This window comes from Vallitalea longa (genome assembly GCF_027923465.1).
GTDB lineage: Bacteria > Bacillota > Clostridia > Lachnospirales > Vallitaleaceae > Vallitalea > Vallitalea longa.
This window is the reverse complement of sequence record NZ_BRLB01000022.1, coordinates 1-16,128: the sequence shown is the minus strand read 5'-3', so window position 1 is coordinate 16,128 and position 16,128 is coordinate 1. Positions and strand designations below refer to the sequence as shown.

Annotated in this window: 14 protein-coding genes; 12 read left to right on the top strand and 2 right to left on the bottom strand. The window is 27.5% G+C overall.

Annotated features, from left to right (window positions below; all coding sequences use genetic code 11):
- Positions 1-205: 205 nt before the first annotated feature.
- The 7 genes from QMG30_RS21850 to QMG30_RS21820 all read left to right on the top strand — a co-directional run bounded on the left by QMG30_RS21850 (position 206) and on the right by QMG30_RS21820 (position 6,553).
- Entirely contained in the window at positions 206-1,606 is a 1,401-nt protein-coding gene (locus tag QMG30_RS21850) for a DUF4097 family beta strand repeat-containing protein (RefSeq protein WP_281819157.1), read from the top strand.
- 42 nt (positions 1,607-1,648) lie between these two features.
- Positions 1,649-2,221, top strand: a complete 573-nt coding sequence (locus QMG30_RS21845; protein ID WP_281819156.1) for an RNA polymerase sigma factor — start codon at positions 1,649-1,651, stop codon at positions 2,219-2,221.
- Positions 2,202-2,531 (top strand): hypothetical protein, encoded by a 330-nt coding sequence (locus QMG30_RS21840; protein WP_281819155.1) that lies wholly within the window; start codon positions 2,202-2,204, stop codon positions 2,529-2,531. Before QMG30_RS21845 ends, QMG30_RS21840 begins: the two co-directional genes overlap by 20 nt.
- A gap of 22 nt (positions 2,532-2,553) precedes the next feature.
- Positions 2,554-3,369 (top strand): hypothetical protein, encoded by an 816-nt coding sequence (locus tag QMG30_RS21835; RefSeq protein ID WP_281819154.1) that lies wholly within the window; start codon positions 2,554-2,556, stop codon positions 3,367-3,369.
- A 218-nt stretch (positions 3,370-3,587) separates the two neighbouring features.
- Positions 3,588-4,649: an endonuclease/exonuclease/phosphatase family protein gene (locus QMG30_RS21830; protein ID WP_281819151.1), complete on the top strand. Its 1,062-nt coding sequence runs from the start codon at positions 3,588-3,590 to the stop codon at positions 4,647-4,649.
- Between the two features lie 37 nt (positions 4,650-4,686).
- Positions 4,687-5,169: a PH domain-containing protein gene (locus QMG30_RS21825; protein WP_281819150.1), complete on the top strand. Its 483-nt coding sequence runs from the start codon at positions 4,687-4,689 to the stop codon at positions 5,167-5,169.
- The gene (locus QMG30_RS21820; RefSeq protein ID WP_281819148.1) at positions 5,153-6,553 is read left to right on the top strand and encodes a PH domain-containing protein; all 1,401 of its coding nucleotides are present in this window, start codon (positions 5,153-5,155) and stop codon (positions 6,551-6,553) included. Before QMG30_RS21825 ends, QMG30_RS21820 begins: the two co-directional genes overlap by 17 nt.
- A gap of 8 nt (positions 6,554-6,561) precedes the next feature.
- On the opposite strand, the gene yyaC is transcribed toward QMG30_RS21820, so the two are convergent.
- Positions 6,562-7,137 (bottom strand): spore protease YyaC, encoded by a 576-nt coding sequence (gene yyaC, locus QMG30_RS21815; protein ID WP_281819147.1) that lies wholly within the window; start codon positions 7,135-7,137, stop codon positions 6,562-6,564.
- Positions 7,138-7,461: 324 nt separating this feature from the next.
- Here yyaC and QMG30_RS21810 point away from each other — a divergent pair, with 324 nt between their 5' ends.
- A complete protein-coding gene (locus QMG30_RS21810) occupies positions 7,462-8,601 on the top strand; it encodes a LysM peptidoglycan-binding domain-containing protein (protein WP_281819146.1) in 1,140 nt (379 codons plus the stop codon).
- A gap of 100 nt (positions 8,602-8,701) precedes the next feature.
- On the opposite strand, the gene pepF is transcribed toward QMG30_RS21810, so the two are convergent.
- On the bottom strand, positions 8,702-10,507 hold the full coding sequence (pepF, locus tag QMG30_RS21805; RefSeq protein ID WP_281819145.1) for an oligoendopeptidase F: 1,806 nt from the start codon (positions 10,505-10,507) through the stop codon (positions 8,702-8,704).
- Positions 10,508-10,804: 297 nt separating this feature from the next.
- Here pepF and QMG30_RS21800 point away from each other — a divergent pair, with 297 nt between their 5' ends.
- The 4 genes from QMG30_RS21800 (at position 10,805) to QMG30_RS21785 (ending at position 15,468) form a co-directional block, all read left to right on the top strand.
- Entirely contained in the window at positions 10,805-12,247 is a 1,443-nt protein-coding gene (locus QMG30_RS21800) for a glycogen synthase (protein ID WP_281819144.1), read from the top strand.
- 233 nt (positions 12,248-12,480) lie between these two features.
- Positions 12,481-13,605: a YkvI family membrane protein gene (locus QMG30_RS21795; protein WP_281819143.1), complete on the top strand. Its 1,125-nt coding sequence runs from the start codon at positions 12,481-12,483 to the stop codon at positions 13,603-13,605.
- Positions 13,606-13,611: 6 nt separating this feature from the next.
- A complete protein-coding gene (locus QMG30_RS21790) occupies positions 13,612-14,751 on the top strand; it encodes a DUF5711 family protein (RefSeq protein ID WP_281819141.1) in 1,140 nt (379 codons plus the stop codon).
- Positions 14,752-14,763: 12 nt separating this feature from the next.
- On the top strand, positions 14,764-15,468 hold the full coding sequence (locus QMG30_RS21785) for a CvpA family protein (protein WP_281819139.1): 705 nt from the start codon (positions 14,764-14,766) through the stop codon (positions 15,466-15,468).
- Positions 15,469-16,128 lie beyond the last annotated feature (660 nt).

Here is a 16,128-nt window from a genome sequence, read left to right as displayed (position 1 = left end):
GATAGGTATTACAAAATGGACTATTGCTGAAGGATATATGTTGATTAAATAGCTATATTTTTGTGTTGATAGGTAATTTAAATAAATTTATAAATTTTTGAAGGGATTTCTAAATAATTAACGTCTATACATATAGATACTAATTTAGTATATCTTAAGGGAGATTAATACAAGATATAATATCTGTTAGAAAGAGAGGAATAAAATGAAGCATAAAAAATTAGGAACTTTAACTTTAGCACTGACACTGATAGTACTAGGTATAATTTTGTTAATAAACAATTTTGTACCCATAGACATTTACAAGACATTAAGAATACTAGTAGCAATAAGTATCATACTTATTGGGGTGGAATTCATTTTCTTTGATTGGTATTACAAAAAAAGAAATTCTGCTATGGAGTTAAAAGTTAGTGTTTCTTCAATTATATTACTTATAATAATATATAGTGTTTGTTTTTTATTTACTAATATTAAAATTAATCTAAATAATGAAGAATCAGGAAATATTTTTAGAAGGTTGTTTGAAATGACAGACCAATACCAAATAACTAAAAGTTATGTAGAAAATGCTGATAACCTAGAAACAATAAGTATAGATAGCAATGGGGGAGATATAAAAGTAAGTGCAACAGAGAGGAAAGATATAAATATAGAGGCAGTAATCCATGTAAATACTTATGGAAGTGAAGAAGAAGCAGAAGAATTAACGGATAATATGATTGATATTGATAGAAAAGAAGAAAATATTCTACAAATAAATTCTAATAATAAGATGTATAACCATAGACAAATATATTCATATGTGGATTATACAATAGAAATACCAAAAGAACTACAGGTTAGCATAAGTAATAAAAATGGCAATGTTTATGTGTATGATGTGAATGGAAAAACTGTAATTTCTTCCCGTAATAGTGATATTGAAGTTGAAAATATAGGTGATGAATTATATATAGAAAATAAGTATGGAGATATAGAAGTATGTAATGTAAGTGGAGTCACTGAAATAAAAAATGAAAACGGAGTAGTTGATATAGAAAAAATCGGTAGTGACCTTATAATAAAAAATTGTTATGACAAAATAGAATTTGAAGATATTATGGGAAATGTTACTATTGAACAAAAAAATGGTGAAATAGATGGTAATTCAGTAAATAAGGACTTAGAGATAGATGCAGAATATAGTCCTGTTAAAATAGAAGACATTAAGGGATCGGTAAATATAGAGACTACTAATAATGAAGTTATTGTAAAAAATGTAGATAATAATTTAGAGTTATCCAACAAATATGGTGCTATGACATTAGAAAAGATTAGAGGAAATATATCCATATATAGTACAAATGGAGATATAAATTTAGATAATCATGATATACAGGTTAAAGAAATAGATATTGAACACAAGTATGGAAGGGTAAATATTGATATTCCTAATGATCAACAAGGACAATTCAAATTGAAGACTAGATACGGTAACATCAATTCAATAATTGATATGGAGATTGATGAAGAAGATAACGAACAATCAGTAAACAGCATAATCGGAGACAATAATAGCTTGATTGATATAACTACTAATAATGGCGATATAGAAATTGAGTAATATAAAAAGCATCATAGATTTCTTTATGAAGTGGGTGGTTATTTGGATGATTCCATAGAAAAGTTAATAGAACGAGACCAAATAGCTTTTAGAGCACTTGTTGAAGAATATCAAAACAGATTTCTAAGTATGGCTTATAAATATACCAACGATTATAATGATGCTGAGGATTTATGCCAAGAAATATTTATAAAGATATATCAAAACATATCATCATTTAAAAATAAAAGTAAATTATCTACTTGGTTGTATAAAATAGCAATCAATACATGCATAGATTGGGGTAGGAAAGATAAAAGAAACCTCTCAAGCTTAATGAACTTTGGAGATAAAGAAGTAAAACAAGTAAAGTCAAATCATAATACTGAAGATATAATTATTTATAAAGAATATCAAAAAGTAATACATAATACTGTATATAGCCTAAAAGACAAGTATAAATCAATAATTATATTGTATCATTTCAATCAATTGACTTATAAAGAAATATCTAGCATATTAAACATATCAACTAAAACTATTGAAACAAGATTATATAGAGCAAGAAAACAGATAAAAACAAAATTGATAAAAGAAGGTTTTGGAGGTGAGATTATTGAATTGCAAAAAACATGAACAACTAGAGATACTTGATGTAGATACGATTGATTTGCTTAACAATCATCCACCTTTAGTAAGAGATAAATACCTGACAGATAAAATTATGACAGCTGTTTTGAATGAATCAGAACAAAAAAAATCCAGAAAAAGTTTTAATTACTCTTTTGAATTAAAACTGGCTAATAGTCTTATATGTACAGGAGTATTTCTTCTGATTACTAATATTTTAACTATAAATTCAAACACATATATTTATGATGGTTTTAGAGAAACCATATGTAATTTCAATAATATGTTAACAAATATAATGAATTATTTTAATTAAGATAGAAGGAGGAATTAATTATATGAAATGCTTTTATCATCAAGATAGAGATAGTCAATATAAATGTAAAAAATGTGGAAAACATTTATGTTCCCAATGTAAAGTTATAGCAGGGAATGTTGTATATTGCAAAGAGTGTTATGAATCCTTGAAGAATAATAATATCAATCGAGAATATAATAAGTTTTGGGCATTTGTATTATCCTTAATACCTGGAGTAGGTCATATGTATTTAGGATTAATGAAAAAAGGACTATACTTTTTGTTACTAATAATTTCATGCATGTTCTTAGCTGATGTTAGTTATCAAACACCAATAGTTGCTTTATTAGGTATAGTGATATGGTTCTATAGTTTCTTTGATGCATATCATATAAGAAAAAGAATCGATAATAATGAAGATATATTAAATACAGATATAGTAAGCAACAAAATACTTAAAATAAATATTAAGAAGAAATATATTGCATATGGATTAATTATTATAGGAGTCTACTTACTTTTTAACTATTTATTGTTGGATATTAATTCATGTTTAGAATTAACATATGTTCAAAGAAGAACGATAAGTAGAATTGTTGTACCTATAATTCTAATTATAGGTGGGCTATTATTATTAAAACGAATAAAGAAAACAGTTATGAATGATGAACAAGAATTAGATGATAATAGGTATATTACTGATGAATATGATGATTTTAATAAAAAAAATAATGGGGAAAACTACGAGAGTGAAAATGATAGTTTCAAAGAACAAGAAGTTAATATAGAAGATGAGATACTAGAGAATGAAATAGATATTGACTACAATGATGAAAAAGACAATTTAGTAAACTAATATAAATATATTACTAAGCTTTTCCATTATATAGAATTGAATGATTCTGTAACCCAAATAACAATTAAGATAGTTTGATAAGCTATCTTAATTGTTATTTTCATTTACTTTACTAATGATAGGTGATAAAATCTACTTGATACTAACTGTATTAATCCAATTTTTTCTATCATAATTAATAGCCTTAGGATTAATTCAAATAAAATGGAGGTTTTGTTATGTTGAAAAGGTTTTTAAAGGTATTATGTATTATTTTAGTTGTATTGATATTAGCTGTTGTTGCTTATTTGATTTTTATGACAGTCACAGATTATAAACCTGAAGAAGTTATATCACTTAATGTCTCTGATGACACAGAACAAGTACTTAAAAAAGATACTAAAATATCAGCAATGACTTATAATATGGGTTATTGTGGACTTGATGCAGGACAAGATTTTTTTATGGATGGAGGAACAGGATCTAGATCTATAAGCAAAGAAAAAACATTAGAAAATCTTCTAGGAATGACCGAATTCATACAAAGTCAAGAAACAGATTTTATACTACTTCAAGAAGTTGATATAAAAGCCACTAGAAGTTATAATATCAATGAATATGAAAAGTTAAAGGAGAACCTATCTGATTATAGCTCAATTCATTGTATCAATTATAATGTACCATGGGTACCGGTTCCTATATCAAAACCTCACGGGAGTGTGAAATCAGGATTAGTGACTTTTTCAAAATACAAGATAACAGAAACTAATCGTTATCAATATCCAGGAAAAGAAAAATGGCCAAGACAGTTAGCACTATTGGATAGATGCTTTATAGAGAGTAAATTACCTGTAGAAGAGGGTAAAGAACTTATTCTACTTAATTCACATCTATCAGCATATGATAAAGGTGGTACAATCCGAAAACAACAGTTGGATTTTTTGAAAGATTATGTTTCCAAGGAATATGATAAAGGTAATTATGTAATAGTAGGTGGAGACTGGAACCATGCTATTCCAGGTACTGATTCAGGTATGTTTGAATCTAAACAAGAGTGGCCAGAATGGTTAAAAGAAATACCTGAAGATTTCTTACCTGAAGGATTTAAATGGGGAGCGGATAAAACTGTTCCAACCAATAGAACCGTTGATATTCCATATGAAGAAGGTGAAAATTATTACAGTGTTATAGATGGATTTCTAGTATCACCTAATGTTGATATAATCAATGTTGAAGGTCAGCAACTTAATTTTCAATATACTGACCATAACCCAGTTACTCTAGAATTTACATTAAAATAGACTTTAACGAAGTAACAGATTATTTGGAGGAAAGACTATGAATTATAAGAGAATAGATAAAAAGGCTGTAAAAGCTTGGATAATAGCTAGAGCCATTTTTTTAATCATATTTGGGATTATGTATTTCATTGGTATCTATGTGCTTTTGATGCCTACCATTAATGACGTAAGTGTAAAATATGTAATAAACATATTTACAGTATTGATTATGGGCTACTTGATGATATATACTTTTCTATTCCCTTTTATTGAATATAAAGAATGGAAATATAGTATATCAAATGACAAGATTGAATTAATCCATGGTATTTTTATTAGAAAAAAGATTATTATTCCTATTAATAGATTACAATTCCTTGATGTCAATCAAGGACCTATTCATAGAAAATACAAATTATCAACTATAAGACTTAATACTGCTGGAGGGTTACATGAAATTCCTGCATTAACTAATGAAGAAGCAGAAAGTATTTCTAAGAATTTAGCGAAGGTAGTTAAAGCAGGTGAAGATATTGACTAATATAGAGAGAAATCATCCATTATATATACTAAAACAAGCTATTAATGGAATATTAACACAAATTGTTTTTATAATTATAGCGTTTACTTATTTGAACAAACATATAGGCACATTTTTTTCTGCATTAATAATAGCTACATTTATAATACTATATATTGTATATAGTGTATTAGCTTGGTATAAAACAACTTTCTACTTTAGTGAAAACTCTATATTTTACCAGAAGGGAATATTGAATATCAATAAAAGAGAAGTGCCAATAGAAAGGATAACTACAATAGACACTTCACAAGGATTGTTCGAACGTATATTTAATCTATCCAACATCAAGGTTGATACAGAAAATGTTAAAGCAGAGAAAAGTGAAATAAAGCTTACTTTGTCAAAAGAAAAGGCTATGATACTTAAGCAAAAACTTTTAGATAAGGATATTGAAAAAAGTACTGAGGAAACTAGTGAATATAATCTATACAAATTAAGTCTTAAAGATTTGATACTTTATTCAATAGTATCCAATTCTATTTTTCAAGGAATTATAGTTATATTTGCCATATATAATTATTTAGATGATATAAGAGACATAACTAGTTTCGATAGTTTAGAATATATCAATCAATTCAAATTTGAGGGTTATGTCATTGCGGTTTTAATATTAAGTGCGGTTTTAATAAGCTTAATAATATCTTTCATTAAGAATTGTATAAAATACTCTTATTATACTGTGGGTGTGGAAAATAATAAAATCAATATTAGCCATGGTTTAATAAGTAAAAAGAATTATTGTTTCGATAAAGATAAAGTAAAGGGTATCCATATAAAGCAAAAGTTGATAATGCAATTGTTTCATGTCAGTACAATAGAAATTGAGAGTATAGGCTATGGTGATGAAAAAGGAGAAAGAGCAGTTTTATACCCATTCTGTAGTAATAAGTTAAGGGATAGAATAATAGATGATATTGTACCTGAATTTAATTATGACGGTAATGTCAATCATGCATCCAAGAATTCTTATATAAGGTTTATATTTATGAGATTATTAATAACTGTTATTATTGCAGGCATAGCAACTTATAATATCAATTATGGATTTATTTCAATAATCTTAGTGGGCATAGCTTTACTGCTTGGACATATGGAGTATAAAAATACTGGTATCGGTATGTCAGATGATCTAGTTTATCTTTCATATAAAGGATTTCGCAAAAAACAATCTATTGTAAAAATTAGTTCTATACAAACATTGACAATGTCACATAATTATTTTCAAAAGAACAAATGTATATGTAACTACACTATTAATATATGGGGAGCCATATTAGGTAAAAATATAACTGTCAAGAATATCAGAAATAATTTATTTGAATCTTATGTGGATAAATTATAGATTAATAATTATCCAACAGAACGGCGTAAGCTGTTGATTGTTCGTCTTATTCCATATGCAATAAAATCAGCCATACTCATAACAGTATTAAGACGGGTATTCTGCAGTATAAGCATATCCATGAAGCCAGAAAAATTGACTATTCCAGTAATATACATATCACCAACAGGAGGTAAGGTTTTATTAACACCCGCACCAGGGTTAATAGAACCTTTTCCTATACTTATATAACCTATATGATCCATTTTTCCCAGGCATGCATCTATAGCGATTATAAAAGGTTTTGCATAAGTGGTTTTAATATAATCTACAGTTTCTTCAATATTTTTCGCATGAACAGGTTTGCTTAATGTACCTAAAATAATTACATTATTCAATAACATTTTCTTTAATTTATAACCGACGATAGGTCCCAGACAATCACCTGTAGCTCTATCTGTACCTATACATAAAATAATTATATTAGTATTAATATCAGTGTTCTCTTCCAGAAAACTAGATAATGTATTAGAAAAGCTATTGATAGCAGATATATCTGAAACATTATAATAGTATATTTCTTCATGATTTTTTTTGATTTTCATTTTATCAGCCTACTTCCTTAGAATTTTATAGAATAAAAAAAGGTTCGTTTTTACGAGGAATTAACTTTAGATATTTATTGATATATATATTTTTAGCAAAAAAATTAGTTATTAAACCAGATAAATACATATAGTTAACAATTTACAATAAATTCCAATTTTCTATAAATAAATGCATCATAATCTGATACAAATCATTTTTTACAAAAAAAGTAAATTTAATAGCGAATAAAAAAATATTCTATAGACAAGCTTTGATAAAATTTTTTATCTATATATGCTATTATCTTCATATATTTAATGTATTTATGGGGTGTGTAAATTATGAATGAAAACTATAAGAATAATAATATATACCTAGATAAGTTAGATTCTCTACCAAAAAATGTACGCCAAATTGGTGATGCAAGAGAAGGTAATAGAATTTATATGGAAGACTACGTGTGTTCTTATTTACAACAATTTGCAGCAGAAAAGAAAACAAGTGAGAGAATAGCTTTTTTGATAGGAAAGTATTATACATATAATGGAGATGTCATAGTCACTATAGATGGCGCTGTTCAAGGAGATTTCACAGAAAAAGTTAATGGAGATTTATGTATAACGGAAAGTACTTGGTATCATGTATATGAAAAGATCAGAAAATATTTTGAAGATTATAGTGTTGTAGGTTGGATGTATACTCAACCTGGTTACGGTATATTATTAACATCTTTTCTAAAAGAACACCATAGCAAAAATTTTATGGATGATAAACAAATATTATATATAGTGGATCCCTTAGAAAAAGAAGATTCATTTTATACATGGGAGAAAGGTGAGTTAAAAGAAAAAAAAGGGTATTATATATATTATGATAAAAATCCTTCAATGCATAATTATATGTTGGAGAATAAAACTAAGAGTGAAGAAATGAATGAGCCAGATATTGATGAGAATAAAGATATAATAAAGATATTCAGGAGGAAAGATCAACAGAAAAAAGATGAGGCATATCAAAAAAAGTTTATCAACATGCTTTCTATACTATGTGGAGGATTGGTTTTAATATGCTTAGTTATGGGGATAGGATTACTTAATAATATAGAAGAACTAAATAATGTAAAAACTGCCATGAATACTATGACAGAAAAATATAATAACATCAAGAAGGAAGTAATAAATCTTGAGAATAAAAATGAAAATGTCTATGAACCAGCTAATGAGGAGAATAATGATGTAGAAGAAACAGAAACAACAGGAGATACGAAAGTAAATGATCAAACTGATATACCGCACACTACTACTATAGCTCCAGTTGAAGTACCTAGCACTTATGCTGTTCAAGCAGGAGATAGCCTTAATACCATCAGTCAAAAATTCTATAATAATAAAGATATGGTACCAGCTATTCAAGAATTAAATGATATCACCGATAAGCATAAAATATATATAGGGCAGGAAATAAAATTACCAAAACCTTAAAATAAGGGGCTTCCTAATAATGCATTCTACTAAAATCTTAGTAATTTTGTAAAATGCATTATTAGGAAGCCCCTTTTCAAAATAGTGAATTGTATATATATTATTCTATAATACTTTCCATTTCGTCCAATAGACCTTCAAATACTTTTAATGCTTTTTCTACAGGTTCAGGACTATTCATATCAACCCCTGCTTTTTTTAGGGTATCGATAGGATACTCAGAACAACCGCTTTTAAGGAAATTCATATATTTTACTACAGCATCTTCCCCTTCATTTAATATCTTTTGGGAAAGTGTTATTGCTGCTGAATAACCAGTAGAATATTGGAATACATAATAATTATAATAGAAGTGAGGAATTCTTGCCCATTCCATATCGATTTCACTATCTATTATCATATCATCTCCGAAATATTTTACATTCAAGTCATGATACATGGAACTTAATGAGTCAGCAGTAAGAGCTCCGCCTTGTTCAACTACCTCATGAATAAGTTTTTCATACTCTGCAAACATTGCTTGACGATATAGAGTTCCTTTAAATTGTTCCATGAAATGATTGATTAAGTATAATCTCATATTTTTATCTTCAGTTGTTTTTAGAAGATATTCCATCAATAGAGCTTCATTAACTGTTGAAGCAACTTCGGCTAAGAATATAGGATATTCTGCATAGATATAAGGCTGAGTCTCTGATGAATAATAAGAATGAAGAGAGTGTCCCATTTCATGTGCTAAAGTAAACATATGATTCAAGTTATCTTGGTGGTTAAGTAATACATATGGATGAACACCATAAGTACCCCAAGAATAAGCTCCACTTCTTTTGCCTTCATTTTCATACACGTCAATCCATTTTTCATTAAATCCTTTATTAATAAGATTGCAGTATTCTTCACCAAGTGGTGCAAGTGCTTTCAAAACGGTTTCTTTTGCTTCATCAAAAGTTATTTTGACATCCATATCTTTGACAATTGGTGTATATACGTCATACATATGGAGCTCGTCTAAATCAAGCATTCTCTTGCGAATAGATACATAACGATGCATTAATGGAAGATATTTATGAACAGTTTCTATTAATTGATCGTAAACTGATACAGGTATGTTATTCTCAAAAAGACTTGCTTCGCAGGTTGAATTGAATTTTTTTGCCTGCATATAGAAAATATTCTTTTTGACATTTCCAGCAATGGTAGATGCCAAAGTGTTCTTATATTTTTTATAAGTTGCATATAGAGCTTCAAAAGCATCTTTTCTGACTCTTCTATCTTTACTTTCCATAAAGGATACGTAGCGGCCTTTAGTAAGTTCTACATCATTGCCATTTTCATCTTTTATTGATGGAAACTTGATATCGGCATTATTGAACATAGCAAATGTATTTTCTGGAGCTTGAGCTAAATCTTGTGCTCTTGCAAGTAATAACTCTTCTTCCATACTGAGAATGTGTTTTTTCTTACGTAATAGGTCCTCCATATAAGTTTTGTATAATTCCAAACCATTAGAGGAATTCATATAATTTTCTAATACGTTATCTGGTATAGCAGAAATTTCTGGTTCAATGAAAGACATACTGCTATTAACTTTAACCATTAGTGAATTAGCTTTTTCAGATGTATTTTGTGCTTCGGCATTATTAGCATCCTCGTGTAATTTCATATTAGAATATACATATAATCTTGAAAGCTTTTCTCCTAAGAAGTCTCTTTTCCTTAAACACTCTAGTAATGTATCTGCTGAATCTTGTAACTTGCCAGCAAAAGATTTAATTTCTTCTGTCACAGATATAATTTCATTATATAATTTTTCCCATTCTTCTTTTGAAGAAACCATATCTTCTAATTGCCATTTAAATTCTTCGCTAATTTCGTTTCTTTTTGGTAATTTAGCCATTTTGCTCATTATAACAACTCCTTTCAATGGTAGTATAATATATATAAGTTAAAGTTTCTAGAGTTTTACCTTAAATATTTATAAAAATATGTTGTTAAGTAAAATTTGAATTTAAGGTGGAAAATTTGAGATACTAATATGTAAATCTCTAATTTTACAGCATAAATTTATTTTAATAATTATATACTATAAGAGTTATGGTTAATATCTTAATATAAGTTTAATAATTCTACTATAAAATTGTGATATAATTTTAAATGTATATTTTGAATATTTAATATTATCTGTTAAAAGAAAGGATATATTATGATTAATAATACTCTAAACATTTTATATGTATCAGCTGAGATTTCTCCTTTTGGTACAACAGGAGGTCTTGGAGATGTTTCTGAATGTTTACCTGAAGTATTGGCTGAAAATGGGTTAAAAGTAATACGCGTTATGCCGAAATATAAAAAAATAGAAGAAAAATTTGTATTGAAGAAGATTAAAAGCTTTATTATAGAAATAGAAGGGAAAACTAGAGTTTGTCATATATATAAATATGAAGAAAAAAAGCTTACCACATATTTTATAGGAAGTGATGATTATTTTGAGAGAGATAACTTTTATGGCTATGAAGATGATGACATAAGATTCGGTTTCTTCTCAAAGGCCGTATTGCAAATGTTGATTCTCCTTAATATTAAACCAGATGTTATTCATCTTAATGATTGGCATACCGGTCTCATACCTTTTCTTCTCAAAAAAGAATATAGTAAAATATATTTTTATGATAATATTAAGACAATCTATACTATTCATAATCTACAATATCAAGGAGTATTTGATAAAAGAAGTATTGAAAGATTAGGTCTATCATATAAATATTACGATAGTGAGATATTAGAATACTATGGAAACATCTCTTTCATGAAAGGTGGTATTGTATGTTCTGACTTAATTAATACAGTAAGCTATAATTATGCAGAAGAAATTCAAACTCCTCAATTTGGATATGGATTGGATGGCATTCTACGTAAATATAAAAACAAAATATGTGGTATTATCAATGGAATACATTATGATAAATTTAATTGTGAAACAGATAGATGTATCTATAGAAATTATAATGTGGATGATGTTATTATTGCAAAAGAAGAAAACAAACATTATTTGCAGCAGAGAGTTTCTCTACCTACAAAAAAAGTGCCTTTAATTGGTATGATTTCAAGACTAAGTGAACAAAAAGGAATAGATTTATGTATACAGGCAATAGAAAAGTTGATAGATAAAGATATTCAATTTATTATTTTGGGAACAGGAGATAAAGAGTACGAGCGGTTACTTACATCCGTTTCTGCTAGGTATCCAGACAAAGTAAAAGTAATAATAGATTTCAATAATGAAATGGCAAGACATATATATGCAGGTTGTGATTTCTTCTTGATGCCTTCTTTATTTGAACCTTGTGGATTATCACAGATATACAGTATGAGATTCGGTACTGTTCCTATAGTCAGAAGAACAGGAGGTTTAATAGATACTGTAGAACCTTTTGACAGTGATAGTTTAGAGGGAACAGGTTTTATGTTTGACAAATATGACATAGATGATTTTATGGAATCAATAAACAATGCATTAGATATATATTATGAAAGAACCAAATGGAATATTCTAGTTGAAAATTGTATGGGTCAGAGATTTACATGGGATAAATCGGCAAAAGAATATATTGAAAAATACAAACAATTAATTTTACCCTCTTAATATTTTATAAGAAATATACGATTAGTAGTAATTATATTCTTATGAATTAGTGTTCTTAATAATAATTGTTGGTATATCATAATAAATTAATTATATTATCGAGATGGAATACTAAGAAAATAAATTTAAGGTGTAGATTAATTTTTATTCCATGTTTAATATTAGTTAAATGGTATAAATACACTTTCTGAACATAAATATATAATGTACATTTATGTTCAGGAGTTGATTAGTTGAAGTCAGATTTTAAGAATTCTATAAAAATAGCATCTGTATATATTGGAACTGTATTAGGAGCAGGATTTGCTTCTGGGCAAGAATTGATGAAATTCTTTGCATATTATGGTTACAAAGGTATGATAGGATTATTACTTACAGGTGTAATGTTTGCAATAGTTGGATGGGCTGTATTAGAAATAGTTTTTTTTAACAAAGCGAAAAGTTATAAAGAATTCATCTATCCTATAGCAGGAAAAACATTCGGAAAGATATTGGAAGTGTCAGTTATATTTTTTATGTTTGTTTGCTTTTGCGCTATGTTCGCAGGATCGGGTGCATTGTTTCAACAGAGATTTCATATACCATATCAAGTTGGAGTTCTGGTTATGGCTATTTGTTGTTATGTAACTTTTTTATTTGATGTAAAAGGGGTCATAGCTGTTAATTCAATTTTAGCACCTATATTATTAGTAGGGGTATTGATAGTTGGATTATATATGTGGTTTTTCAGGAGCACTACGGTATTGAACAAAGTTGTAGAAGTATTTTTAGTTGTTAGGGACAATTGGTTAAGTTCTGCCATAATATACGTATCATATAATATAATTACTGCGGTTGTAGTGTTAACTACGCTACACAAATTAGTTAAGAGTAAATTTATTGCAAGATTTGGTTCGTTCATAGCAGGAATAGCTTTAGGCATGATAGGTATAATACTGGGTTTAGTAATATTAGTACATTATTCTGATATACAAGGAATAGAAATTCCTATGCTAGCTATTGTAATGCGATATGCCAAGGTGTTACAATATATTTATATCGTAGTATTACTATCAGCTATGTTTACAACAGCTGTAGCCAATGGTTATGGTATTTTATCCAAACTAAAGCTAAAAAACACTAAATATGGTAAAATAAAATTAGCTGTGTTTATACTATATGCAGTTATATTTTCTCAAATAGGTTTTTCAAATATGGTAGGGAAAATATATCCTATATTTGGATATATAGGTGTATTTGAAGTTATACTTATTCTTGTATACTTTATAAAAATGAAATACGAACAAATTAAAGTTAAGGTAAAAAACAGCATGTTTCCTTTTGGAAAAACAATTACTAAAAATATAAAAAGCAGGTGAAATTGATTGAAGGAACAAAGGATAAAAATTTTTTTCATAATGTTAGTAGTTATTTGTTCTATAACAGTGTATGTTTTGGTTATTAGACCAAAGGGGTTTGGTTTTATTAGTGGAAAAGTCGATTTGGAAGTTGTAAACAATATTGAATATAACCCAATTGATAAAATACATATAAATGAATTAGGGAAAAATATAGTTAGGACTTCAAAAGATGGTGTCACTATGATGGATATGAAAGGGACAACCATATGGGATAAAACATTTAATATGATGAATCCAAAAGTAGTAAAAGTTAAAGATTATTTAGCTGTTGGTGATATTTCTGCTACAAATATCTATTTATTTGATAAAAATGGTTTTGTGAGGAGTTATAATGTTAATTACCCTATTCTCATGTTTGATATCAATGAAAATGGGATAGTTGCAATTATAGGTCAAAGTAATAAAGGGCATATAATTGAATTATATGATTCAGATGGAACTAAAATTATTCAGAGAGAAACATTCCTTGAAAATGACGGACATCCTTTAGGTTTTGATATTTCACCTGATGGAACTAAAATGGTTACTAGCTATTTGTTTGTAAAAGGAAGTTCAGTTATATCTAACTTGACGTTTTTTAATTTTAGTGATACTGGACAAGAATATGATGAAAGGGTTACTGGAGGTTTCAGCATTGAAGGAGCGGTTGTTCCAGAAGTTGAATTCCTTGATAATGAGAAAGTCAGTGCAGTTGGAGATAATCAAATCTTATTTTATAATGTAGATGTTATTCCAGAAGAAATAAAGCGTATTGAATTATCTAATGAGATAAACAAGGTAAAGTATACAGAAGATAAATTACTCGTTCTTTTTGGTAGAGTGGTTAAGAATGAAGGTTATTACAAGGAAAATAGTCTAGTTACTTTTAGTAATGAAGGTAAGCAATTAAATGTTACAGAATTTGATTGTGAAATTACTAGTCTAATTGGAAATGCAGACAAATATTATGTTGAGAGCGAATTGTTCATAAGAGAATATTATAATGGTAAAATCAATTGGGAATCCACTTTGAAGGGAGATATGAAAGATATTATTCCTATTGGTAATAATACTTTCTTGATTATTTTGCAAAATGAATATAAGGTAGTAAAAATAACAAAATAAGGAGGTTGAAAAATGACTTGGTTAGATATAGTAGTAATAGGGATTATAGTAGTATGCGCTATTATTTCATATAATAGGGGACTAATTAAGACTCTATTTAGTTTTGTATCCTTGATTATTTCGGTTGTAGTAACGATGTATTTATACCCACTTGTAAGCCAATTTCTAATTAAAAATACAGGAGTGTATGTGTCGATTAAAAGCTCAATAATTGGTTTGTTGAATCTAAATAATACAACTCAAAATGTTAATTCTACAGGAGAACAAATTAATTTTATTAATCAATTAAATTTGCCAGAACAATTCAAACACTTATTGGTAACTAATAATAATAGTGAAGTATACAACTTACTTAATGTTAATAGCATTGGAGAATACATAGGTGGTTTAATTGCAACATTAATAATTAATATTTTATGTTTCCTTGGAGTATTTATCATTGTTACCATTTTAGTTAAACTTCTTATCAATATACTTGATTTGGTAAGTAAATTGCCAGTTCTTAATCAAATCAATAAGATGGGAGGGCTAATACTAGGAGCAGTAAAAGGAGTAATTATAGTATGGGTATTATTCTTAGTAATGTCCCTAATGAGTGCTAATCCTAACGTTAACAATGTTTTTGAGACATTAAAAGTCTCAGAAGTCGCTAGTGTCTTATATAATAATAACCTATTAATGAATATTGTTACTAATATTAAAAGAAGTATCATTTAAAGATTAATAAGTATCAAATCAATTTTAAGCGTACTAACAAACAAATAATATAATTACTTGACCTAAATACCTTTATAGGATTTAGGTCTTTATTTTATTTAAAAGAAAAGGTCTACTTCCTAATTTTCGTGAAATCTTTTATAAGTTGTAGTCTCTTTATTCTTAATATAGATAGGAAAGTTTCTTTTCTATTCTTATAAGCTAACTAATTTATAATTTTCATGTACTTGAATTAGTATTAAAAGGTTAAATGAAAAACAGTTTATGTAATTATTTGTAGTAGAAATCAAAATAAATAGCAATTGATATAATTATATTATATAGTGAGTATAAAAAGTTTTATATTTAAAAATCATTATTTTGCGCATAATAATAGCATATTTCTTTTATTTTATAAAAAAAACATTATTATTATGTAGTTTTATAAAACGCTGTAAACCCTGTAAATATCAGGCGTTAGAAGTATATTGATTAATAAGTGTTCAAAAACTGGTAAAAAATATCGAAAAAAAGCTTGACTTTGATTATGTGGGATGATATAATTCTTTTCGCTGGTGAAAACAACAACAGCAACAGCAACAACAAAGAACCTTGAAAACTGAACAGTGAAACAACCAAAAACTTAGTAAAAGTTTTACCCAAGAAATTCCTTAGTAAATT

What these genes read in the sequence shown, in the direction of transcription:
- QMG30_RS21850 (WP_281819157.1), top strand. Translation starts at nt 206, where the DNA reads ATGAAGCATAAAAAATTAGGAACTTTAACTTTAGCACTGACACTGATA.
- QMG30_RS21835 (WP_281819154.1), top strand. Translation starts at nt 2,554, where the DNA reads ATGAAATGCTTTTATCATCAAGATAGAGATAGTCAATATAAATGTAAA.
- QMG30_RS21830 (WP_281819151.1), top strand. Translation starts at nt 3,588, where the DNA reads ATGTTGAAAAGGTTTTTAAAGGTATTATGTATTATTTTAGTTGTATTG.
- QMG30_RS21825 (WP_281819150.1), top strand. Translation starts at nt 4,687, where the DNA reads ATGAATTATAAGAGAATAGATAAAAAGGCTGTAAAAGCTTGGATAATA.
- yyaC (WP_281819147.1), bottom strand. Translation starts at nt 7,137, where the DNA reads ATGAAAATCAAAAAAAATCATGAAGAAATATACTATTATAATGTTTCA.
- QMG30_RS21810 (WP_281819146.1), top strand. Translation starts at nt 7,462, where the DNA reads ATGAATGAAAACTATAAGAATAATAATATATACCTAGATAAGTTAGAT.
- pepF (WP_281819145.1), bottom strand. Translation starts at nt 10,507, where the DNA reads ATGAGCAAAATGGCTAAATTACCAAAAAGAAACGAAATTAGCGAAGAA.
- QMG30_RS21800 (WP_281819144.1), top strand. Translation starts at nt 10,805, where the DNA reads ATGATTAATAATACTCTAAACATTTTATATGTATCAGCTGAGATTTCT.
- QMG30_RS21785 (WP_281819139.1), top strand. Translation starts at nt 14,764, where the DNA reads ATGACTTGGTTAGATATAGTAGTAATAGGGATTATAGTAGTATGCGCT.